A 20,968-nucleotide genomic window follows, 5' to 3' on the forward strand; every position below is an offset into this window, starting at 1 on the left:
TTTTTGCAACGCTGCATTCTAACAAAAGTGGATGCCCAATCACAGATACAGCCGGGGTGAATTGCCTGCCGAATCTGCATGAGCCCATGCAGAGCCGACATAACCCGCGCCGCGCAGTGTCGCGGTCTGGCACCGATGAGCTGCCGCCTGACGCCACTTTGCGTCCGGTCGCGCTGATCCCGGCATGCCGTTTGCGTCTTGAACTTCCACATCCCGGCAGCATTTGATGAATATTCACGCCACCACATTGCCTGCGCGCAATGCCCCGAATCCGGGCATTGCTCCGACCCTGCGCACTGCGGCGGCCCACCGAGCAAACGAGCGACAGAGGCGAGCGACACCATGGCAGAACTGACCCCCATTAGCACCGAGCTGGACGAGAGCAAGTTCATCACCTTTCCCGACTCGCCCTTCAAGCTCTACCAGGTCTTCCCGCCGGCCGGCGACCAGCCGGCGGCCATCGACAAGCTGGTCGAAGGCGTCCACGACGGTCTGTTCTACCAGACCCTGCTGGGGGTGACCGGCTCAGGCAAGACCTACACCATGGCCAATACCATCGCCCGCCTGGGGCGCCCGGCCATCGTGTTCGCGCCCAACAAGACGCTGGCGGCACAGCTCTACAGCGAGTTCCGCGAATTCTTTCCGCACAATGCGGTGGAATACTTCGTCAGCTACTACGACTACTACCAGCCCGAAGCCTACGTCCCCCAGCGCGACCTGTTCATCGAGAAGGATTCCTCGATCAACGAACACATCGAGCAGATGCGCCTGTCCTGCACCAAGTCGCTGATGGAGCGGCGCGACGTGGTGATCGTGGCCACCGTCTCGGCCATCTACGGTATCGGTAATCCCAATGAATATCACCAGATGATCCTGACCCTGCGCGCCAAGGACAAGGTTTCGCAGCGCGACGTCATCGCCCGCCTGATCCAGATGCAGTACACCCGCAACGAAGTGGACTTCGGCCGTGGCACCTTCCGCGTACGCGGCGACACCATCGACGTGTTCCCCGCCGAGCACGCTGAACTGGCGGTGCGCATCGAGACCTTCGATGACGAGATCGACAGCCTGCAATTGTTCGACCCGCTGACCGGCCGCGTGCGCCAGAAGATTCCACGCTTCACCATCTACCCCGGCTCGCACTACGTCACGCCGCGCTCCACGGTGCTGCGCGCCATCGAGACCATCAAGCAGGAACTGGCCGAGCGCCTGGAATTCTTCCGCAAGGAAAACAAGCTCATCGAAGAACAGCGGCTGGAACAGCGCACCCGCTTCGACATCGAGATGATGACCGAGATCGGTTTCACCAAGGGCATCGAGAACTACTCGCGCCATCTCTCCGGCGCCAAGCCGGGCGATCCGCCGCCCACCCTGGTGGACTACCTGCCGCCGGATGCGGTGATGTTCCTGGATGAATCGCACGTCCTGATCGGTCAGTTGAACGGCATGTACAACGGTGACCGTGCGCGCAAGGTGAACCTGGTGGACTACGGCTTCCGCCTGCCCTCGGCGCTGGACAACCGGCCGCTGAAGTTCGACGAGTTCGAGAAGAAGATGCGCCAGACCATCTTCGTCTCGGCCACCCCGGCCGACTACGAAAACACCCATTCCGACCAGGTGGTGGAACAGGTGGTACGTCCCACCGGCCTGGTGGACCCGATCATTTCCGTGCGTCCCGCCACCACCCAGGTGGATGACCTCATGCAGGAAATCAACGACCGCGTCGCCCGCGACGAACGGGTCCTGGTGACCACACTGACCAAGCGCATGGCCGAGCAGCTGACTGAATTCCTCTCCGACAACGGTATCAAGGTGCGCTACCTGCACAGCGACATTGACACCGTGGAGCGCGTGGAGATCATCCGCGACCTGCGCCTGGGCACCTTCGATGTGGTGGTCGGCATCAACCTGCTGCGCGAAGGCCTGGACATTCCCGAAGTCTCGCTGGTGGCGATCCTGGATGCGGACAAGGAAGGCTTCCTGCGTTCCGAACGCAGCCTGATCCAGACCATCGGCCGCGCGGCCCGTAACCTCAACGGCATGGCCATCCTCTATGGCGACGTGGTGACCGACTCCATGCACAAGGCCATCGGCGAGACCGAGCGCCGCCGCGCCAAGCAGATGGCTTTCAACGAAGCCAACGGCATTGTCCCCACCGGCATCAAGAAGGAAATCCGCGAACTGATCGACGGCGTCTTCAACCCGGCCCAGGCTCGCAGCGAGCTGATGGTGGCCGAAGAGAAGAAGAACTACGAGTCCATGAGCGAGAAGCAGATCAGCAAGGAGATCAAGCGCCTGGAAAAGCAGATGCAGGAACACGCCAAGAATCTGGAGTTCGAAAAGGCGGCCGCCGCCCGCGACCAGTTGCACGTGCTGAAGCAGCAACTCTTCGGCGCGCCCGGCAGCGATACGGCCGTCGCCTGACCGCAGGCGCCAGGGTAGGCGCCATGGGAAGGCCGGCCTGGCGATCAGGCGGTATACAATGCCGCCACTTTATCGCTACGGCCGTCTGCCTTTCCCGCCCATGTCTACCGCCACTCCCGCCGCCACGCCCTTTCCCGCCCTGCCCACCGCGCTGCTGGACCTGATCCGCAGCGCCCACTCTTCCTGGCACCCGGCCTTGCGCGCCGGGCTGGAGGCGATCCAGCAGGCCGATCCGGCCTACCTGGGGGCACTCGCCCAGGATGACTACCTGCCCACCGAAGGCCGGCTCTTCGCCGCCTTCCGCCAGCCTATGGACCAGGTGCGTTACGTGCTGGTGGGCGAAGGCCCCTACCCGCGCGCGGCCAGCGCCACCGGGGTGTGCTTCATGGATGGGGCGGTGGGGTCGCTGTGGTCGGACAAGGGCTTGTCCAAGCAGGTCAATCGCGCCACCTCGCTGCGCAATTTCATGAAGATGCTGCTGGTGGCCGATGGCCGCGTGCCAGCCGGCCAGACCAGTGGCGACGCCCTCGCCGGCATTGCGGCCCAGGCCCAGGCCGATACCGCCGGCACCATCCAGACCCTGGCCGACCTGCAGGACAACCTGACGGCGCACGGCTTCCTGCTGCTCAATGCCAGCCTGGTCTTCCGCGCCCACGTGGCGCCGGTCAAGGACGCCCGGGCCTGGAAGCCCTTCTTCGATACCGTGCTGCGCGCCCTGGCCGAGCACGGTGCACAACAGGCGACGCCCTTGCCCACCCTCGTCCTGTGGGGCAAGATCGCCGAACAGCTGGACAGCCTGCCGCTGGTGCAGTCCTTCCCGCGTGCCGTGGCCGAGCATCCCTATAACCTGAGCTTCATCGAACACAGCGGCATGCAGCAGCTGTTCGGTGCCATGCGGCTGCTGGAGAAGCGCCCGTAAAAGGCAGACGTCAATCCGGGTGCCGTAAACGACAAATCCCCGCTAATGGCGGGGACAGGTTCTGCGGCGCTGGGCTGCCTGCATCGCGGCTGCGATGCTGCTGGGGGTGCGATGCTACTGGGCTGCGGCTGGTGCCGCCTTCGGTTCCGACCATACGGAACCGGTCTCTTCTTTTTTCTTCAGGCGCATCGGGCCTGGTGCTGCAGGTACTGCTGACATCTACCGGTATTTCAACTTGCGCGTCGCGCCGGAATGCGGCCGACCTACCGTCGATAGTCGAAGTCGGTATCAGATCTGCGATTGCAGCTTCCACACGGCGTGCAGATGGCTGTGATCCAGTTGACGCAGACGGACTTCCATCTCGAAATGATCGGTCACGCCGTCGAAATAGGCGGCATCCTGCATCTCGGCAGCATCGTTGCGCACAGGCTTGAGGGCGTGGGCGGCGATGACTTGCTGGACGGCAAACTTCACCAGCTCGACCAGCGAGCGCAAATTGTTAGAAAAACCGGCATCTTTTGCCAATATACTCACGGAGTTCATTGCAACTTCCTTCTGTTTAACGTTTGGGTGATTGAAGAATAAGGTCGCCCCTGGCGTTTGCAAAGCAACATTTTCCGACACCACTATAAGTTTTTCTTACATCATGTCGTCTTCCCTGCCCCCGTTGAAAGCCCTCAAAGTGTTCGAAGCGGCAGTCCGGACGCGGAGTCTGACGCTGGCGGCGCATGAACTTTTCATCACCCATAGCGCGGTCAGCCAGCAGATCAAGTCACTGGAAGAGTATTTCGAACAGCCGTTGTTTTTACGCCAGTCGCGTGGCGTGGAACCCACAGAAGCGGCCCTGGCCTTCTATGCCGAGGTCAAGGCCAGTCTGGACCGCATCGCACTTGCAGCAGAGCAACTATCACTGGCCGGCAAGAGCCGCGTGGTGCGGCTGATCGCCGCGCCCTCGGTGGCCATGCGCTGGCTGATCCCGCGCCTGTCGCAGTTCCAGATCGACAACCCGCGCATCGAGGTAAGGGTGACCACGACCATGTCGGAGTATTTCGAGGATGTGAAGGACCCGTTCGATGTGATCCTCTGGCGCAGCCCGCTGGAACGCAGCGGCTATGAATGTGTGCGTTTCCTGGATGACGTATCGGTGCCGCTGGCCTCGCCGCACTTTCTGGAGACGCACAAGATCACGGTGCCACGGGACCTGGTGGAGGTGCCGCTGATCCACCTCTCCAGCCGCTCGGCGGCCTGGTCGCAGTGGCTGGGCAAGGCCGGAGTAGCGGTGCGGCGCAAGATGCCGGGCACCGTCTATGAACACTTCTTCCTGAGCTTGCAGGCCGCGGCCACCGACCTGGGCGTGGCCATGGGGACCTTGGCGCTGGTGGACGACGACCTCGCCCACGGCCGGCTGATCCAGCTGTTCCCGGAGGTGGTGCTGCATGGAGAGGGCTTCCACATGATGTATCGCAGCAGCGCCGAGACCAACCCGGCGCTCAAGACCTTCATCATGTGGTTGAAGCAGATGGGACAGGCGTCCGCCTTCGATGCCCAACGCACCTGGCCGGCGGACTTCCCCGGCGAGCACTGAGGCTGCACCGGAGCAGGATCGCTTCAGTCGGCCGACTTGAGCACGTGCACCTTGCGGTCGGCGATCAGGTCCTTGGACTTGTCGCGGTAATCCAGCATGTGCGGCAGGGTGAAGTGCAGGCGCAGGGCATCCTCGTCCTTCCACTTCTCGACGAAGGCGAAGGTATCCGGCCCCATCGGCGCCTGGTTCGGGCCAAAACCGTCGACATCCACCACCAGACCGTATTCGATGCAGCCGGCTTCGGCGCGCACGGCGGCCAGGTTGGCGCGGGCCAGGGCCAGCAGGTCTTCACGCTTGCCGGGCTTGGCAGTGATGATGGCGACGACGGTAACGGTGCTCATGCGGGGATTCTCCTGATGTTGTTGATGGACATGCCGCCAGCCTGGCGGCGCGGGCCATCAGCATACGCGATTTGGACGCCGCCTGCCCTTTCGGGAGGGAGACGGTGCCCGGCACCCGCTTCAGGCCTCAGTTCAGACGAATCTTTTCCAGCAACTGCGTGATGTTGTAGCGCATGAGCGTCAGATAATCCGGCGCCGGGCCGGCAGCCGGCGAGAGCGCATCGGCGTAGAGCTTGCCGCCCGGGGCGGTGCCGGATTCGCGGGCGATCTGCTGCAGCAGCTTGGGATTGCTCATGTTCTCGAAGAACAGGGCCTTGATCTTTTCGCTGCGGATCTGGCGGATCAGGGCGGCGACATCGCGGGCGCTGGGCTCGCTATCGGTGGAGACACCCTGGGCCGCCAGGAAGCGCACCTTGTAGCGGGCGCCGAAGTATTCGAAGGCATCGTGCGAGGTGATCACCTTGCGCTTGGCGTCGGGAATCTGGCCGAACTGGCGGGCCGCCCAGGCATCCAGGTCCTGCAGCTTGGCGACGTAGGCCTCGCCGTTCTTGCGATAGACCTCGGCGCCGGCCGGGTCCAGCTTGGCCAGCGCGGCGACGATGTTGCGGGTATAGACGATCACGTTCTGCGGGTCCTGCCAGGCGTGCGGATCGTCCTTGCCATGGTGCGCATGCGCGCCGTCGTGATCATGCTCGTCCTCGTCATCACCCACGCGTTCGCGGGCCTTGATCCCGGCCGAGGCCACCACGATGGGGCCGCGATAGTTGGCCGATTGCGCCAGGCGCTCCATCCAGCCTTCGAAACCCAGGCCGTTGACCACGATCAGTCGGGCACGCGCGACCGCCTTGATGTCGTCCGGCGCCGGCTGGAAGACGTGGGCGTCTTCATCCGGTCCCACCAGGGTGGAAACGCTGATGCGATCCCCGCCGACGTTGGCGACGATGTCGCCCAGGATGCTGAAGCTGGCCAGCACCGGAATGCGCTCGGCGGCAACGGCCGGCAGGGTTAGCGCCAGGGCCAGCACGGCCAGCAGCGCAGAGAGGGGGCGAAACAGTTTCATGGTAGCTCCGGGGAAGGAAAAACGAAGGTATTCAAGCCTGCAGGTGGGGCCGGCGCAGCAGGCGCGGCAGCCAGCCACGGGGCGCAAACAGCAGCGAGGCGGCGTACAGCACGCCGGCGCAGACGATGATGACCGGCCCGGACGGCACCGAGGCGTAGTAGGAAATGAGCAATCCGGCATACCCCGCCAGCGCCGCCTGCAGCACGCTGTTGCACAGCTGTGCCGGCAGCGTGTCGTGCCACAGCCGGGCCGACACCGCCGGCAGCATCATCAGCCCCACGGCCATCAGGGTCCCCAGGGTCTGGAACGACGCCACCAGGTTCATCACCACCAGCATCAGGAACACCTGCTGGTAGATCGCCCCGCCACTGCGGCTGCCCACGGCCATGTACGAGGGATCGAAACTCTCCAGCAGCAGACCGCGATACAGGGCTGCAATGCCCAGCACGCTGGCGCTGGCCACGCCGGCGATGAGGACCAGGCCTTCACTGTCCACGCCCAGCACATTGCCGAAGAGGATGTGCAGCAGATCGAGCTGGGTGCCGTGGCGCGAGATCAGGATCACGCCCAGCGCCAGTGCCACCACATAGATGGCGGCCAGGCTGGCATCTTCCTTGAGCTCGGTGTGCCGGCTGATCCAGCCGGCCACCGCCACCACCAGCACGCCGGCAGCAAACCCGCCGATCGACAGGGCCGGCAGCGACAGGCCGAAGAAGATGAAACCCACCGCCACCCCCGGCAGCACGGCATGGCTCAGGGCCTCGCCGAACAGGCTCATGCGGCGCAGGGTCAGCAGCACGCCCAGCGGGGCGCTGCCCAGGGCCAGCGCGAAAGCGGCCACCAGCGCACGGCGCATGAAGGAAAATTCCTGGAACGGCGCAATCGCCAGTTGCTGGACGGTCGTCAGCACGCTCATTGCAGGCCTCCCTTGGCGACGGCGGGATGCGGATGCTGCGCCTGCCCGTGCGGATGGGAATGGGCATGTTCATGCGCCGGCCGCAATGCGCCGGACAACGCCAGCACCTCGGCCTCGCTGACTGCACACACGCCGGCATGCTCGTCGACCGCTTCGGCCATGGCGCGGGCACGCTGCAGGTTGTCTTCGCACATCACCTCGGCCGTATCCCCCCAGGCCACCACATTGCGCGCCAGCAGCAGGGTCTGCGGGAAGGCACGACGCACCTGGTCGTGGTCGTGCAGCACCGCGATCACGGTACGACGTTCCGCATGCCAGGCCGAGATGATGCGCAACAGGTCGCCGGTGGTACGGGCATCGATGGCATTGAAGGGTTCGTCCAGCAGGATCACCTCGGCATCCTGCAGCAGGATGCGGGCAAACAGCACGCGCTGGAACTGCCCCACCGACAGGCTCGACACCGCCCGCCCGGCAAAACCGTCCAGCCCGACGGCGGCCAGTGCCTGGATGGCGCGGGCGCGCATGGCGGCATCGATACCGCCCCAGTTGCCCTTGGCCTGCCAGTAACCCAGCAGCACGCAATCCAGCACATTGATGGGGAAGCTGCGGTCGATCTCGGCCTGCTGCGGCAGGTAGGCGATGCGGCGCGCATCGACATGGGTATGGACCCGGCCGTCGTTGCAGGGCACCAGGCCCAGCATGCTCTTGAGCAAGGTGCTCTTGCCGGCGCCATTGGGACCGACGATGGCGGTCAGCGAACCACGTGCGAAACTGCCGTTGACGTGGTGCAAGGCCGGATGGCGGCGATAGCTGACGGTCAGGTTGTCCAGCGAGATGGCGGCATCCATGTCAGCCCTCCCCCAGCGCCCAGTGCACGCCCAGCCACAACAGCAGCAGCACCGGCAGGACTGCGAGCACGCGCTGCCACCACGGGCTGGCGAGCACGCCTTGCTTCAAGAGAAAACGAGAGAAAACCGACACGGCAGAGACCTGAGAAGAATGAAGGGTACCCGGGCAGACCGCAGCGGCGGCCAGCGGCCGCGCCTGCGGATGCCCCTTGCGCAACCGAGTTGCAGAAACAGGGAAAGGAAGCATTATAATGCAACCCTGTTGCAGAATGTAACAAGCCTGAATTTTCGGTCCCGGCCGGGTCACAATGCGGGCTAGCTGCTGTGCTCCAATGCTGTGCTCCGAGAGCCATAGACGGCCTACCGTCATCCCATCCACCCAAGATACGTACACGAAAGCCACCCATGTTCCGTTCCCGTCCCCTGCTGCCCTTGCTCCTCCTGTCCCTGGCCAGCCTGCCTGCGCTGGCGGCCGACGATGCGCACGACCATCATGGCAACCATCCGGCGCACGTGCATGGCGTGGGCAAGCTGGACCTGGCGCTGGAGGGCAACACCCTGACCCTGCACCTGGATACCCCGCTGATCAACGTGGTCGGCTTCGAACACGCTGCCAACAGCGCACGCGACAAGGACACCGTACGCGCCGCCGCCAAGACCCTGCGCGACGTCGGCCGCCTGTTCGTCACCGATGCCGCGGCCCAGTGCAAGCCGGCCGAAATCCAGCTGGAATCGGCCGTGCTGCCGCCAGCCCTGCTGGGAGAAAAGACCCCCGCCAGCGCGCCGACCGCCCCTGCTGACGGCCATGCCGACCTGGATGCCGATTTCACCCTGGTCTGCGCCACCCCCGGCGCGCTGACCACGGTGGACGCCAGCGGCCTGTTTGCCGCCTTCCCCGGTTTCCAGCGCATCGACGTGCAGCTGGCCACCCCCAAGAAGCAGGGGGCCGCGCAACTGGTGCCGGGCACTGCATTGATCCCGCTGAACTGAGTCCGCTGCACTGATCCCGGGCCGCCCGCCGCCGTCAGGCCCCTGACAGCCGCAGCGGCTATCCTTGGCGAACCGTCCCGCGCGGGTCGCCTTTCCTGTCCTTCCGGTTGGTCATGAATTTTTCCGCTCCCCCTTCCCCGGCCGCCGCCATCGCCATACGGGCGCTCCGCTTCACCTGGCCCGGCCAGGATCACCCGGCCCTGGCGCTGGAATCGCTGCAGGTGGCGGCGGGCGAGCATGTCTTCGTCAGCGGTCCCAGCGGCAGCGGCAAGAGCACCCTATTGGCCGCCATCGGCGGCATCATCGTGCCCCAGGCCGGGCAGATCGATGTGCTGGGACAGCCCCTGCACACACTCTCGGCGGCGCGTCGCGACCGTTTCCGGGTGGACCACATCGGTTTCATCTTCCAGCAGTTCAACCTGCTGCCGTATCTCTCCATCATCGACAACGTGCTGTTGCCCTGCCAGTTCTCGGCCTACCGCAAGGAGCGTGCTCGCCAGCAGGGGGCCGACCTGACCACGGTGGCGCAGGGGCTGCTGGCGGCCCTGGACCTGGCGCCGGCGCTCTGGAAGCGCCCGGTGACCCAGCTCTCCATCGGCCAGCAGCAGCGGGTGGCGGCAGCGCGCTCGCTGATCGGACGGCCCGAGATCATCGTCGCCGATGAACCCACCTCGGCCCTGGACAGCGACCGCCAGCAAGCCTTCCTCGACCTGCTGCAGCGCGAATGCGCGCAGAGCGGTGCGGCACTGGTGTTCGTCAGCCACGACCAGCGCCTGGCCGAGCGCTTCGACCGCCGCATCGCGCTGGAACAGATCAATCACGCCGCCCGTCCCGAGGAGGCCGCATGAAGCTGCTGCTGCGCCTGGCCGCCCACAGCGCCTGGAACCGTCGGTTCACGCTGGGCCTGATGCTCTTGGCCATCGCCCTGTCCACCACCATGCTGCTGGGCATCGAACGGGTGCGCCACGAAGTGCGGGCCGGGTTCTCGCAATCGGTATCCGGCACCGACCTGGTGGTGGGTGCCCGCACCAGCCCCATCCAGTTGATGCTGTATGCCATCTTCCGCATCGGCGGAGCCACCAACAACATGGGCTGGGACAGCGCGCTCACGCTGGCGCGCAATCCGGCCGTGGCCTGGACCATTCCGATCTCGCTGGGGGACTCGCACCGTGGCTTCCCGGTGCTGGCCACCAATGGCGACTACTTCAGGCATTTCCGCTACGGCAGCGGCTTGCCCCTGAAGCTGGCCCAGGGCCAGCCTTTCAGCGGCGTCTTCGATGCCGTGCTGGGCGCGGAAGTCGCCGAGAAGCTTCACTACCAGCTGGGCGATGTGATCATCCTGTCGCACGGCATGGGCAGCGTCGGCGGCCGCAGCCTGACCCAGCATGCGGACAAGCCTTTCAAGGTGGTCGGCATCCTGGCGCGCACTGGCACGCCGGTGGACCGCACGGTGCATATCGGGCTGGACGGCATGCAGGCCATCCACCTCGACTGGGAAGGCGGCGCGCCCATGCCGGGGCTGCACATCCCGGCCGAATTCGTCAAGAAATTCGACCTCACCCCCACCAGCATCACCGCCGTGCTGGTGGGCCTGAAGAGCCGCGCCAGGGTGTTCGCCCTGCAGCGTGACATCGCCGATGGTGATGGCTTCAGGGAGCCCTTGATGGCAGTCCTCCCGGGCGTGGCACTGGACCAGTTGTGGGATGTCGTGGGCATTGGCGAAAACGCCTTGCTGGTGGTCTCCGGCATGGTGATGGTGGTGGGACTGGCCGGCCTGGTGGCGGCGATCCTGGCCAGCCTGGGCGAGCGGCGACGCGAGCTGGCGATCCTGCGCTCGGTCGGGGCGCGCCCGCTGGATGTGTTCCTGCTGCTGTGCGTGGAAGGCCTGGGCGTGATGCTGGCCGGCGTGCTGGCCGGGCTGGTGCTGCTGAGCGCGCTGGTATGGGCGCTGGGACCGCTGCTGGCGGACCACTTCGGCATCTTGCTGCAGCCCTCATGGCCGGGGCCGGGCGAATTACAATTGCTGCTCTGGACCGTGCTGGCCGGCCTCGTGGCCAGCCTGCTGCCGGGCTTGCGGGCGTATCGCCTGAGCCTGTCCGACGGCCTGACCCCGAAAATCTGATCTGGACGTATCAAGATGAAGACTCTTTACTGGATAGGTGGCATCGTCGCCGCCGGCCTCCTGGTCGGTACCGGCGTGCGCCTGCTGGGCCATGCCGACGCCCAGGCAGCTGCGCCGACAACGGCGCCTGCCGCCAACACCAACAACCACGGCAGCGCAGGCGGCCCGCTGGCCGGCGCGGTGCCGGCGGTCACGGCCCGTGCCGCCACCGGTAGCACCGTCAGCGGCGTGGCGGATGCCAGCAGTGGCCAATACCAGGTCGGCGAACAGCTCAAGCAGAGCCCCGCCGTCACCGACCAGCCCTACCAGGCCTCGGGCAAGCTGGTCAACGGTTACCAGGAAATCGCCTGGGAAGCCCTGATCCCCAAGGACTGGGACCCGATGGCGCCGTTCAAGGGCCTGAAGCTGGACCAATTGACCGACGACGATCCGCGCGCCGACGCGGCCTTGTGGAAGGCCAAGAAATACTGGAAGGACGCCCCGGTGGATGCCTCCATGGAAGGCAAGCCGGTGCGGCTGCCCGGCTTCGTGGTCTCGCTGGACCGTGAAGGCGAGGCCCTCAAGGAATTCCTGCTGGTGCCCTACTTCGGCGCCTGCATCCACGTCCCGCCGCCACCGGCCAACCAGATCATCCATGTACGCAGCGCCAAGGCCGTCAAGAACGTGCGCACCATGGATGCCGTCTGGATCAGCGGGGTGATCAAGGTGGAGCGCTCGGACTCCTCCATGGGCGCCTCCAGCTACAGCATGAAGGCGGTCAGCGTCGAACCCTATACGGCTCCGGACAAGGGCTGATCACTTTCTCTACCCCGAGGGGTTTATCCCCAGCTTCTCCTCTCCCCCGATGGGGCCTGCGCCAGGCAGGCCCTTATCCACACTTTCCGGGGGCAAGCTTGTGGACAAGGCTTTGACAAGCCTCCCAAGCCCTTGATTGCAAAGCCTTTTCTTTCCACGCCTTCGCACCGCGCAAGCAATGTGCAAACACCCTGCACGGATTTCCCAATGCATCGCTGCAGCCGCACCGTGACGGATATCCACATTTTTTGGGAGCAAGCCTGTGGAGAAACGCTGGGCAAGCCAGACAAGCCATTGATTCCAAAGCGCTTTTGCCCGGCGGCGCAGGTAGTGGCAAAAAATGAGCAGCTGCCTGTCGACCACTTGCCTGGCGCGCGACACGCGGCTGTCCACATTTTCTGGTGGCAAGCCTGTGGAGAAGGTCTTGACAAGCCATTCAAGCGATTGATTTCAAACAACTTTTCGTTGATGCAACAAAGCTCGGCAAAGGCCTGGAAACCGACCAGAATCCTCTCCCGGAGGCACATTCCCAGGATCGGGACGCTGCTTGTCACCGGTCTTTGGCGGATATCCACATTTTTTGGGAGCAAGCCTGTGGACAATGCCTTGGCAACACGATCAAGTCCCTGATTTACAAGGATTTTTCATGTTCGACGCAGTCCGTGGCAGCGAACAGGCATCGAGCGCCAGGCCAGATGGGGCCTGGGTTTTGGCGAGATATCCCCGCATTTTGGTGGCAAGCCTGTGGACAAGGGCTGGACAAGCGCCTTAACACATTGATTCAAAAGGATTTTCTTGTTTCGACCACAATAAAATCAGTATCGACCACCTGGCCGGCGCCGGACGGATATCCACATGTTTTGGTGGCAAGCCTGTGGACAAGCGCTTAGCAAGCGAGGCAAGTATCTGAAAGCAAAGGGAAAACAGCGGGAGTGCAAGCGGTGGGCAGCGGGAAGGATCAGGCAGGGAGGCCACGGGCCAGGGGCGCCAGCAAAACCGGCCAAAGAGGGGTCGACGCACCCCGCGCCGCGCACCGTCAGGCTAGCGCCCGGCGGGAAGGGAGGACCGCGGCTTCCAACACGTGTGCGTACTGCCGGGTTACGACGCCACTGTCCGGCATGGGCGTGAAGCTTGAAGCAAGGGAATCCGGCTGCCCGGCAGAAAAAAGCCTGCGATGCGCTCGCATCGCAGGCAAAACATCTGCACAGGTACAGAGGAGACAGGCGGCAGTCTAGCCAGCCCGTATGACCGTGCAATGACAGTGGAAGAAATGTGAAGGAAAAGGCGGAACGCGCGGAGTGGGAACGAGGTGGAGAGAAAGAAGCACTGTCATCAAGCCGTCACATCAGCGACCTAATATAGGAACCCTAGTGCGGTACATGCAACCGATATGCATGATCGTACGGTGTGTTGGACGCCTGTCCAGCACACCCTCCCCTCGGAGGCATTCGCCTCATTGCCGTCCCCGTAAAAAGCAACGATGCACCTTACCAGACGCCGTCGATACGCGTGGCTTGCAGCTTGATGCGCGAGACTTCGCCATCGGCGCCCTGCAGGGCCAGATCGTCCGGCATCGCCTTGGGCGGCTTGCGGAACCATTCCAGACAGAGTTGCGACAGATTGGTCAGGGCTTTCTTGGCCATGAACTGCTGCAGCAGTTCGCGCGTGAGTTCCAGATTGGGGGCCAGGTGGAAGTCACCGGCTTGCGCCAGCCCTTGCACGCTCTCGCGCATGCGCCCGAGGTCCTTCTGGAACATCTGGCGCGGCACCGGCAGCGGATGGCCGGCCGACGCCAGCAGTTCCTGGAACAGCGGCGCCATGAAGTCGATGGCATAGCCGTCGCACTGCACCCAGGCGTGGAACGCATCATGGGTGCTGGCCACGCTCTGGCCGTCGTCGGCCAGCGTGCCGAAGGACAAGGCGCCGCCACCGTCCTCGCGGATCAGATAGAAGGCGGCACCGGCGACCGGGAAGGCATTGCGCTTGTAGAACTTCTTGAGGATCTGCGCCGCAGTGACGCTGAAGAAGAAACTGGCGGCCGGGATATCGGCTTCCACGCTGTGCAGCACGGAATGGATGACGCGGAAGATGCGTTGGTAATCGGCCAGGGGAATCAAAGGGCGCAGGGACTGCGCAGAGGAGGATGAGCTTTGCATGGGCGCTATTTTCTCATGGAAAAGAACGGGCAAGCCGCTAGGCCGCTTCACGCAAACGCCGCACTGCACGTTTGCGTCGCGTGACGCGCGCTTTGGAACAAAAGCGGCTGCACGACTTGCCGTTCCACCCTCAAGAGATATTTGCTGCTACTGCTGTACTGCCGTACTGCCACTACTGCCACTGCTACAACAACTGCGACTGCGACGACACCGACCACTGCAACTGCTACGACAACTGCAACCGCGCTACAACCTTGGCTCATGCTCGCTGCTGCCTGCTGCTCACTGCTACTGCGGAAACTGCCGATACTGCCGTATTGCCGTATTACCTTGTCGCAGGCACTACCCCTAGAACCTGCAACGCGACTGCTTCACTGCTTTACTGCTCCACTACTCCCCCACCTGCAACATCCCCACCTGCTACTTCCCCTCTTTACCGCTCCCCTCCAGATTCCCCTCAGGTATTCAGTCAGACTTCTTCTGCTCCGGCATGAAGCAGGTGCAATCCACATCGTGATACTGGGCGCAATGCTGCAACGAAGGCCGGGTCAGACCATTGTTGAACATCGAGCGTTCATCCCGTTCCACGGCCGCGTAGCGCGTGGCGTTGGCCAGCGGCAGACGGTTCTCGGCCAGTTCATCGAGCGATACTTCCAGGCTGCCCCACTCGCGGTCGGTCCTCACGAAGAGGTACATCAACACGGTGCAGAACACCAGGTAACTGATGAACATCAGGGTGATTTCACCCGGTACGGATTCGGTGATGAAGTGCATGACTGGCTCCTGGCAAGATACTTCGGCGAGGTCTTGCGTGCCAATCGCGACCCCACTGTGATGCCGGGAATCAAAAGCACAGACCGCGTTTCATTGGTTCCCATGGTAGTCATCCGGCCGGGCGTCGAACATCGGGGAATTCCTGACCCCGCCACACTGCCTGATCCAGCTCAACAGTAGGCGGGCACTGGGCTGGCGGGTCGCGAGAGGGATCTCGCAGGGGCAGCGGCGATCACGTGGCAGTCACGACGGAGTTACGTTCCCGCGCAAATCCTCGTCGCGACAACGATAGGTGCACCGGGGAAACATGCAAAAAAAGAAACCCGCCAGGCTTGCGCGTGGCGGGTTCAGGCTCGAATTGTCCAAGTCCAGGACGTCTGAGGAGACGCACCCACTGTAATGGCGCGCGGTGGCGGCGGCAACGAAGCATTCGTCATGCGCTTATGCATTGCCGGAATATGCGCCGCAAGGCAGCGCCCGCCATCAACGTGCCATCAATGCGGCATCAGCCCGGCTTGACCGGCATCCAGCGCTCCACCAGCCGGGTCCAGTAGGCCGCGCCGACGGGGATGTTGTCGTCGTTGAAATCGTAGCCGGCATTGTGCAGCATGGGCTTGCCCTGGCCATTGCCCACGCGCAGGAAACAACCCGGTCGCTGCTGCAGGAAGTAGGCGAAGTCTTCGCTGCCGGCAATCGGTCCGAAGGGGGCGATCACCTTCTCCGGCCCCACCAGTTCCTCGGCCACGCTGCGGGCGAAGTCGGTCTCGGCCTCGCTGTTGACCAGCACCGGATAGCCGCGCAGATACTCGATGCTGGCCTGCGCGCCATAGCTTTCGGCGTGGGTGCTGACCAGGGCGCGGATGCGTTGCTCCAGCAGCTCGCGCACTTCCGGCTTGAAGGAGCGCACGCTCAGTTCCATGGTGGCGAATTCCGGAATCACGTTGGATGCCTTGCCCGCATGCAGGCTGCCCACCGTGACCACGGCAGTTTCCATCGGATCGACATTGCGCGAGACGATGGTCTGCAAGGCCATCACCAGGCTGGCCGCGGCCACCACCGGATCGACCGACAGATGCGGGCGGGCCGCGTGGCTGCCCCGGCCGGTGATGCGGATCTTGACCGTATCGCAGGCCGCCATGAAGGGGCCGCTGCGGAACATGAAGGTGCCAGTCTCCACACCCGGATGATTGTGGATGCCGAACACGGCATCGCAGGGGAAACGTTCGAACAGACCGTCGGCCAGCATCTTCTGCGCGCCGCTGTCGAAACCGGCTTCTTCCGCCGGCTGGAAGATCAGGTTCAGGGTGCCGTCGAAATGGCGGGTGCGCGCCAGGTGCTTGGCCGCGCCCAGCAGCATGGCGGTATGGCCGTCATGGCCGCAGGCATGCATGGCGCCGGGCTTGACGCTGGCCCAGTCCAGGCCGGTCTCTTCCTGGATCGGCAGGGCATCCATGTCGGCCCGCAGGCCGATGCTGCGCGTGCTGCTGCCTGCGCGCAGGGTCGCCACCAGGCCGTTGCCACCGATATGGCGGGTCACGGCATAGCCCCATTCCTGCAGGCGATCGGCCACCAGTGCGGCGGTATCGACTTCCTGGAAAGACAGCTCGGGATGCTGGTGGATATGGCGGCGCAGGCCGGTGATTTCGTCGTGGAGGTCGTGCAGGTCGGCGACCTCGCACAGCTTGTGCGGGTGGGGGTGATTCATGTCTTCTCCGGTGATGGGGCGCGTCGCGCCAGCACTTGCCGGCCCTGCTCGGCCAGGTCCCAGAACAGACCCGCCATCAGTTGCAGCGACTCGCGCGACACGCTGGCCAGTATATGCTCGTTGGGCGCGTGCTGTGAGCAGGCCGGATAGGAGTGCGGCACCCACAGGGTCGGCAGGCCCAGGGTTTCGGAGAACACGTCATTGGGCAGCGAGCCGCCCAGGTTGGGCAGGAGCGTGGGCTGCTTGCCGCTGGTCTCCTGCATCGAGGCCAGGCCCCAGCGCACCCATTCGTCGTCCGGGTCGAGCCGGGTGGCGGCGAACTGCACGCCCGAGAGCGTGACCTCGATGTCGTCATAGCCATGCTCGTCCAGATGGGCGCGGATGTGCTCGATGAAGTGCGCATCGTCGCTGCCGACCACGAAGCGGATCTGGCAATGCGCGCTGGCCTGACCGGGGATGGCATTGACCGGTGCCTCGGGATTGCCGGTCTTGAAGGCCAGCACTTCCAGCGTATTCCAGCCGAACACTCGCTCGGCCGGGGTCAGGTCGGGCTCGCCCCAGTCCTCGTCGATCTCGGGGTCGGTCGGTCCACCACCCAGCTTCACATCGGCCAGGGCCTTGCGCACGCTGGGCGGCAGCGAGTCCGGCAACAGCGCCGGCACGCGGATGCAGCCGTGCTCGTCCACCAGGCAGGCAATCGCATTGGCCAGGCGCACGCCGGGGTTGCGCAACAAGCCGCCCCAGTTGCCGGAGTGGTGGCCACCGTCGCGCAGGTGGCACTTCAGGTCGAAGTTGCAGCCGCCGCGCGAACCCAGGAACATGGTCGGCGTCGGTGCATTCACGCGCGGCCCGTCGGAGGCGATGAAGAGGTCAGCCTTCAGGCGCTCGGCATATTGCTGGCAGACCGCGTTCAGTCCGGGGGAGCCGGTTTCCTCGCCCATTTCCAGGATCAGCTTGACGTTGTAGCCCAGCTTGCCGCCACGCACCTTCATGACCTCTTCCAGCGCGGCGAAGTTGATGGTGTGCTGGGCCTTGTTGTCGGCGATGCCGCGCCCATACCAGCGCTCACCCTCGACCACGATCTCCCACGGCGACAGGCCGCTGCGCCACTGCTTGTCGTAACCGCGCACCACGTCGCCATGACCGTAGGTCAGCAGGGTGAAGGCGGCGCCCTCCTCCGTGCGCTCGGCGATCAGGAAGGGGCTGCCGCCGGGCAGCGGATTGTCGATGATCTCGCAGCCAAAGCCCAGCGACTGCAGATAGGGCGTGATCTCCTGCTGCAGGTAGTCGTACAGGATGGGACGGCTGGCCGCTTCCTGGCTCTCGGTGCGGATGGCCACGCGGCGCTTGAGCGTGTCCATGAAACGGCCGTCGTCGAAGTAGGCTTCCACGCCGGCGATGGCTTGTGCTCTGCTCATGCTGCTGCTCCTCTGTAGGTGTGGTTGTGATCGCTGTGATCGCTGTGATGGTTGTGATGGTTGTGATGGTTGTGATTCGGGGAATACGTCCTCACGCCGCCGCAGCCAGTGCCGGGATGCCGAGTCCCGGTTCGGGCGTAAGCGCCGAGGCCAGCAGCATGCGGGTGTAGGGATGTTGCGGATCGCTGAAGATCTGCTCGCGGCTCTGCAGTTCGACGATGCAGCCCTGGTTCATCACCGCCACCCGGTCCACCAGATGCTCCACCACGCCCAGGTCATGGCTGATGAAGAGATAGGTGAGACCGAACTCGGCCTTCAGGTCCAGCAACAGGTTCAGGATCTGCGCCTGCACCGACACATCCAGGGCCGAGGTCGGCTCGTCGCAGATGAGGATGTCCGGCCGCAGGATCAGGGCGCGGGCGATCGCCACGCGCTGGCGCTGACCACCGGAAAGCTGGTTCGGATACTGGGCATGGGTGCGCTCGGGCATGCCGACCAGGTCGAGGATGTCCTTGACCTGGCGGGCGCGTTCGGCGGCCGTACCGATGCCGTGCAGCTTGAGCGGCAGGCCGACGATCTCGCCCACGGTCTTGCGCGGGTTGAGCGAGGAGTACGGGTCCTGGAAGATCGGCTGGATATGCCGCGCATGTTCCTTGCGCTGGGTCGGATCGACTTCCTGGCCGTTGATGAGCACATTGCCCGAGGTCGGTGCCAGCAGGCCCAGCAGCATCTTGGCCAGGGTGCTCTTGCCGCAGCCGGATTCACCGACCAGGCCCAGGGTCTCGCCGCGATACAGCCGTAGCGACACATCGTTGACCGCTTTCAGTTGGCCTGGCGGCTGGAACAGACCGCGTTTCATAGGATAGACCTTGGACAGCGCGCACAGCTCCAGAGCGATGTCGCCCAACGGGGCCGACGGCAGGGGACGATGGTCATTCATGCTGCCACCTCCATGGCGGACGCGAGTGAAACGGGAACATCGAGCTTGTGACAGCGCGCCGCGTGCGGTGCGGCCGCACTGCCCTGCTGCACCATGGGCGGATCGGTCTCGCAGACGCTGTCGGCCAGCGCGCAGCGATTGCGGAAGGCACAGCCACTGACCTGGCCGACCAGGCTGGGCACCACGCCGGGAATGGCCTGCAGGCGGCTGCCCGGCGGCGTCTTGCCGCGTACCGGAATGCAATTGAGCAGACCGCGCGTGTAGGGATGACGCGGCTGCGCAAACAGCGAGCCGACATCGGTGGTCTCCACCACCTGACCGGCGTACATCACGGCTACCCGGTCAGCGATGCGCGAGACCACGCCCAGGTCGTGAGTGATGAAGATGACGGCCGTGCCGAACTCCTGCTGCAGCTCGCGGATCATGCGCAGGATCTGCGCCTGGATGGTCACATCCAGTGCCGTGGTCGGCTCGTCGGCGATGATCAGATCGGGATTGCACATCAGCGACATGGCGATCATCACCCGTTGCCGCAGGCCGCCTGAGAGCTGGTGCGGATACTGGCGCAACCGGTCCTCGGCATTGGTGATGCCGGTGCGATGCAACAGGTACAGGGCGCGCTCGCGGGCCTCGGCGCGGGTGACGCCGGGCTGCTGCAGCATGGCCTCGCAGAGCTGGTTACCCAGCGTGTAGGCGGGGTTCAGCGAGGTCATCGGCTCCTGGAAGATCATGGACATGCGCTTGCCGCGCAACTGCCGCAACTGCTTCTCGCTCATGCCGTTGAGGTCCATGCCATCGAAGCGGATGTGGTCGGCGCTGCACTGCGCCTTGCGCGGCAGCAGCCCCATCAGGGCCAGCGAGGTCATGGACTTGCCACAGCCCGATTCGCCGACCAGGCACAGCATCTCGCCCCGGCGCACCTGGAAATCGATGCCGCGCACAGCGTGCAGCGTGCCGCGCTCGGTGGGCAGGTCCACCTTCAGATTCTTCACGTCCAGCAATACGCTCATGGTGTGCTCCCGGTGGGGTTCAGTTACGGCCGTCGGGCGCGTTGACATCGCGCATGCCATCGCCGACCAGGTTGATGGCCAGCACCAGCAGTGCCAGCGCCACGCCCGGGATGACGATCACCCACGGCTTGAAGAACATGTAGGTCTTGCCCTCGGCCACCATCAGGCCCCAGGACGGCGTCGGTGGTTGCACACCCAGGCCGAGGAAGGACAGCGTGGCCTCCAGCAGGATGGCGTGGGCCATTTCCAGGGTGACCACCACGATCAGCGCGCCCATGATGTTGGGCAGGATTTCGCGCAGCAGGATGTAGGGCGTGGAGGCGCCGATGGCCTTGGCGGCGGCGATGAATTCGGCGTCCCGCAGTTGCTGCGTGGCCGAGCGCGTGACCACGGCGAAACGGTCCCACAGCAGCAGCCCCAGCAGCAGGATCACCACCTTCAGCGAACCGCCCACCAGCGAGGCCATCGCCAGCGCCACCAACACCACCGGCATGGCCAGACGGGTGGTGATGAGGTAGCTGATGAAGGCATCGGTACGACCGCCGAAGTAACCGGCCAGCACCCCCAGGGTGGTACCGATCAGACCCGAGATGAGGGCGGCGGCGATGCCGATGGTCAGCGACACGCGGGCGCCGTAGATCAGGCGCGAGAGATAGTCGCGGCCCAGCTTGTCGGTACCGAGGATGTGTTCCCAGCTACCGTGGGCCTGCCATACCGGCGGGATCAGGCGCGCCGTCACATCCTGGTCGAAGGGATCGTGCGGCGCCAGCAGGGGCGCGAAGATCGCCGCCAGCACGATCACGGCCAGGATGGCGGTACCCAGCATCAGGCCACGATGACCGAGCAGGCGACGCAGCTTGCGGCGCCAGGCCGGCAGCGGCGGCAATGCCGCCTGCAGCAGGGGCGTGGACGAGGTGGATGGCGTGGAAGGCATGGTGACGGTGGTACTGGAAGTGGCGGTCATG

At 64.6% G+C, this 20,968-nt stretch carries 21 protein-coding genes; 8 read left to right on the forward strand and 13 right to left on the reverse strand.

Annotated elements, in window-relative coordinates:
* Window positions 1–342 precede the first annotated feature (342 nt).
* Together uvrB and HWE04_RS18735 are read left to right on the forward strand one after the other, a co-directional pair.
* Window positions 343–2,424, forward strand: coding sequence for an excinuclease ABC subunit UvrB (gene uvrB / locus HWE04_RS18730; protein WP_102663550.1), 2,082 nt, complete (start codon window positions 343–345; stop codon window positions 2,422–2,424).
* Between the two features lie 100 nt (window positions 2,425–2,524).
* Window positions 2,525–3,343, forward strand: a complete 819-nt coding sequence (locus tag HWE04_RS18735) for a uracil-DNA glycosylase (RefSeq protein ID WP_241813363.1) — start codon at window positions 2,525–2,527, stop codon at window positions 3,341–3,343.
* Window positions 3,344–3,631: 288 nt separating this feature from the next.
* Here the strand turns inward: HWE04_RS18735 and HWE04_RS18740 are convergent, their stop codons facing one another.
* Entirely contained in the window at window positions 3,632–3,886 is a 255-nt protein-coding gene (locus HWE04_RS18740; RefSeq protein ID WP_077236434.1) for a hypothetical protein, read from the reverse strand.
* A gap of 103 nt (window positions 3,887–3,989) precedes the next feature.
* Here HWE04_RS18740 and HWE04_RS18745 point away from each other — a divergent pair, with 103 nt between their 5' ends.
* Window positions 3,990–4,928, forward strand: coding sequence for a LysR substrate-binding domain-containing protein (locus HWE04_RS18745; RefSeq protein ID WP_077236433.1), 939 nt, complete (start codon window positions 3,990–3,992; stop codon window positions 4,926–4,928).
* A gap of 23 nt (window positions 4,929–4,951) precedes the next feature.
* Here the strand turns inward: HWE04_RS18745 and HWE04_RS18750 are convergent, their stop codons facing one another.
* The 5 genes from HWE04_RS18750 to HWE04_RS24485 all read right to left on the reverse strand — a co-directional run bounded on the left by HWE04_RS18750 (window position 4,952) and on the right by HWE04_RS24485 (window position 8,226).
* Window positions 4,952–5,269: a putative quinol monooxygenase gene (locus tag HWE04_RS18750; RefSeq protein ID WP_006712853.1), complete on the reverse strand. Its 318-nt coding sequence runs from the start codon at window positions 5,267–5,269 to the stop codon at window positions 4,952–4,954.
* Between the two features lie 127 nt (window positions 5,270–5,396).
* Window positions 5,397–6,329, reverse strand: coding sequence for a metal ABC transporter substrate-binding protein (locus tag HWE04_RS18755; RefSeq protein ID WP_241813351.1), 933 nt, complete (start codon window positions 6,327–6,329; stop codon window positions 5,397–5,399).
* Window positions 6,330–6,360: 31 nt separating this feature from the next.
* Window positions 6,361–7,245 carry a metal ABC transporter permease gene (locus HWE04_RS18760; RefSeq protein ID WP_077236430.1) on the reverse strand — a complete coding sequence of 295 codons (885 nt, stop codon included), beginning with the start codon at window positions 7,243–7,245 and terminating at the stop codon, window positions 6,361–6,363.
* Window positions 7,242–8,093: a metal ABC transporter ATP-binding protein gene (locus HWE04_RS18765; protein WP_241813352.1), complete on the reverse strand. Its 852-nt coding sequence runs from the start codon at window positions 8,091–8,093 to the stop codon at window positions 7,242–7,244. The genes HWE04_RS18760 and HWE04_RS18765 overlap by 4 nt, the downstream gene beginning before the upstream one ends.
* 1 nt (window position 8,094) lies before the next feature.
* Window positions 8,095–8,226, reverse strand: coding sequence for a hypothetical protein (locus HWE04_RS24485; protein ID WP_256385243.1), 132 nt, complete (start codon window positions 8,224–8,226; stop codon window positions 8,095–8,097).
* 272 nt (window positions 8,227–8,498) lie between these two features.
* Between HWE04_RS24485 and HWE04_RS18770 the strand changes: the two genes are divergently transcribed.
* The 5 genes from HWE04_RS18770 to HWE04_RS18790 all read left to right on the forward strand — a co-directional run bounded on the left by HWE04_RS18770 (window position 8,499) and on the right by HWE04_RS18790 (window position 12,630).
* On the forward strand, window positions 8,499–9,083 hold the full coding sequence (locus HWE04_RS18770; RefSeq protein ID WP_234294118.1) for a DUF2796 domain-containing protein: 585 nt from the start codon (window positions 8,499–8,501) through the stop codon (window positions 9,081–9,083).
* 113 nt (window positions 9,084–9,196) lie between these two features.
* A complete protein-coding gene (locus HWE04_RS18775) occupies window positions 9,197–9,931 on the forward strand; it encodes an ABC transporter ATP-binding protein (protein ID WP_241813353.1) in 735 nt (244 codons plus the stop codon).
* The gene (locus HWE04_RS18780; RefSeq protein WP_182992463.1) at window positions 9,928–11,205 is read left to right on the forward strand and encodes an ABC transporter permease; all 1,278 of its coding nucleotides are present in this window, start codon (window positions 9,928–9,930) and stop codon (window positions 11,203–11,205) included. The genes HWE04_RS18775 and HWE04_RS18780 overlap by 4 nt, the downstream gene beginning before the upstream one ends.
* Before the next feature lie 15 nt (window positions 11,206–11,220).
* A complete protein-coding gene (locus HWE04_RS18785; protein ID WP_241813354.1) occupies window positions 11,221–12,000 on the forward strand; it encodes a DUF3299 domain-containing protein in 780 nt (259 codons plus the stop codon).
* Between the two features lie 228 nt (window positions 12,001–12,228).
* On the forward strand, window positions 12,229–12,630 hold the full coding sequence (locus HWE04_RS18790; protein ID WP_241813355.1) for a hypothetical protein: 402 nt from the start codon (window positions 12,229–12,231) through the stop codon (window positions 12,628–12,630).
* 857 nt (window positions 12,631–13,487) lie between these two features.
* On the opposite strand, the gene HWE04_RS18795 is transcribed toward HWE04_RS18790, so the two are convergent.
* The 7 genes from HWE04_RS18795 to HWE04_RS18825 all read right to left on the reverse strand — a co-directional run bounded on the left by HWE04_RS18795 (window position 13,488) and on the right by HWE04_RS18825 (window position 20,967).
* Window positions 13,488–14,156, reverse strand: coding sequence for a DUF2026 family protein (locus HWE04_RS18795; RefSeq protein WP_077236423.1), 669 nt, complete (start codon window positions 14,154–14,156; stop codon window positions 13,488–13,490).
* A 465-nt stretch (window positions 14,157–14,621) separates the two neighbouring features.
* A complete protein-coding gene (locus HWE04_RS18800; RefSeq protein ID WP_241813356.1) occupies window positions 14,622–14,930 on the reverse strand; it encodes a hypothetical protein in 309 nt (102 codons plus the stop codon).
* A 505-nt stretch (window positions 14,931–15,435) separates the two neighbouring features.
* On the reverse strand, window positions 15,436–16,635 hold the full coding sequence (locus HWE04_RS18805; RefSeq protein WP_241813357.1) for a M20 aminoacylase family protein: 1,200 nt from the start codon (window positions 16,633–16,635) through the stop codon (window positions 15,436–15,438).
* Window positions 16,632–18,053, reverse strand: coding sequence for a M20 family metallopeptidase (locus tag HWE04_RS18810; RefSeq protein WP_241813358.1), 1,422 nt, complete (start codon window positions 18,051–18,053; stop codon window positions 16,632–16,634). The genes HWE04_RS18805 and HWE04_RS18810 overlap by 4 nt, the downstream gene beginning before the upstream one ends.
* A gap of 91 nt (window positions 18,054–18,144) precedes the next feature.
* Entirely contained in the window at window positions 18,145–18,993 is an 849-nt protein-coding gene (locus HWE04_RS18815) for an ATP-binding cassette domain-containing protein (protein WP_241813359.1), read from the reverse strand.
* A complete protein-coding gene (locus HWE04_RS18820) occupies window positions 18,990–20,003 on the reverse strand; it encodes an ABC transporter ATP-binding protein (protein WP_006464247.1) in 1,014 nt (337 codons plus the stop codon). The genes HWE04_RS18815 and HWE04_RS18820 overlap by 4 nt, the downstream gene beginning before the upstream one ends.
* A 19-nt stretch (window positions 20,004–20,022) precedes the next feature.
* Window positions 20,023–20,967: an ABC transporter permease gene (locus HWE04_RS18825; RefSeq protein ID WP_241813360.1), complete on the reverse strand. Its 945-nt coding sequence runs from the start codon at window positions 20,965–20,967 to the stop codon at window positions 20,023–20,025.
* Window position 20,968 lies beyond the last annotated feature (1 nt).

Origin of the sequence: Herbaspirillum sp. C7C2 (assembly GCF_022627865.1) — a bacterium.
Classification (GTDB): domain Bacteria; phylum Pseudomonadota; class Gammaproteobacteria; order Burkholderiales; family Burkholderiaceae_D; genus Herbaspirillum; species Herbaspirillum frisingense.

Coding starts and splice junctions, on each gene's coding strand:
- uvrB (WP_102663550.1), top strand. CDS start 343: ATGGCAGAACTGACCCCCATTAGCACCGAGCTGGACGAGAGCAAGTTC.
- HWE04_RS18735 (WP_241813363.1), top strand. CDS start 2,525: ATGTCTACCGCCACTCCCGCCGCCACGCCCTTTCCCGCCCTGCCCACC.
- HWE04_RS18740 (WP_077236434.1), bottom strand. CDS start 3,886: ATGAACTCCGTGAGTATATTGGCAAAAGATGCCGGTTTTTCTAACAAT.
- HWE04_RS18745 (WP_077236433.1), top strand. CDS start 3,990: ATGTCGTCTTCCCTGCCCCCGTTGAAAGCCCTCAAAGTGTTCGAAGCG.
- HWE04_RS18750 (WP_006712853.1), bottom strand. CDS start 5,269: ATGAGCACCGTTACCGTCGTCGCCATCATCACTGCCAAGCCCGGCAAG.
- HWE04_RS18755 (WP_241813351.1), bottom strand. CDS start 6,329: ATGAAACTGTTTCGCCCCCTCTCTGCGCTGCTGGCCGTGCTGGCCCTG.
- HWE04_RS18760 (WP_077236430.1), bottom strand. CDS start 7,245: ATGAGCGTGCTGACGACCGTCCAGCAACTGGCGATTGCGCCGTTCCAG.
- HWE04_RS18765 (WP_241813352.1), bottom strand. CDS start 8,093: ATGGATGCCGCCATCTCGCTGGACAACCTGACCGTCAGCTATCGCCGC.
- HWE04_RS18770 (WP_234294118.1), top strand. CDS start 8,499: ATGTTCCGTTCCCGTCCCCTGCTGCCCTTGCTCCTCCTGTCCCTGGCC.
- HWE04_RS18775 (WP_241813353.1), top strand. CDS start 9,197: ATGAATTTTTCCGCTCCCCCTTCCCCGGCCGCCGCCATCGCCATACGG.
- HWE04_RS18780 (WP_182992463.1), top strand. CDS start 9,928: ATGAAGCTGCTGCTGCGCCTGGCCGCCCACAGCGCCTGGAACCGTCGG.
- HWE04_RS18785 (WP_241813354.1), top strand. CDS start 11,221: ATGAAGACTCTTTACTGGATAGGTGGCATCGTCGCCGCCGGCCTCCTG.
- HWE04_RS18795 (WP_077236423.1), bottom strand. CDS start 14,156: ATGCAAAGCTCATCCTCCTCTGCGCAGTCCCTGCGCCCTTTGATTCCC.
- HWE04_RS18800 (WP_241813356.1), bottom strand. CDS start 14,930: ATGCACTTCATCACCGAATCCGTACCGGGTGAAATCACCCTGATGTTC.
- HWE04_RS18805 (WP_241813357.1), bottom strand. CDS start 16,635: ATGAATCACCCCCACCCGCACAAGCTGTGCGAGGTCGCCGACCTGCAC.
- HWE04_RS18810 (WP_241813358.1), bottom strand. CDS start 18,053: ATGAGCAGAGCACAAGCCATCGCCGGCGTGGAAGCCTACTTCGACGAC.
- HWE04_RS18815 (WP_241813359.1), bottom strand. CDS start 18,993: ATGAATGACCATCGTCCCCTGCCGTCGGCCCCGTTGGGCGACATCGCT.
- HWE04_RS18820 (WP_006464247.1), bottom strand. CDS start 20,003: ATGAGCGTATTGCTGGACGTGAAGAATCTGAAGGTGGACCTGCCCACC.
- HWE04_RS18825 (WP_241813360.1), bottom strand. CDS start 20,967: ATGACCGCCACTTCCAGTACCACCGTCACCATGCCTTCCACGCCATCC.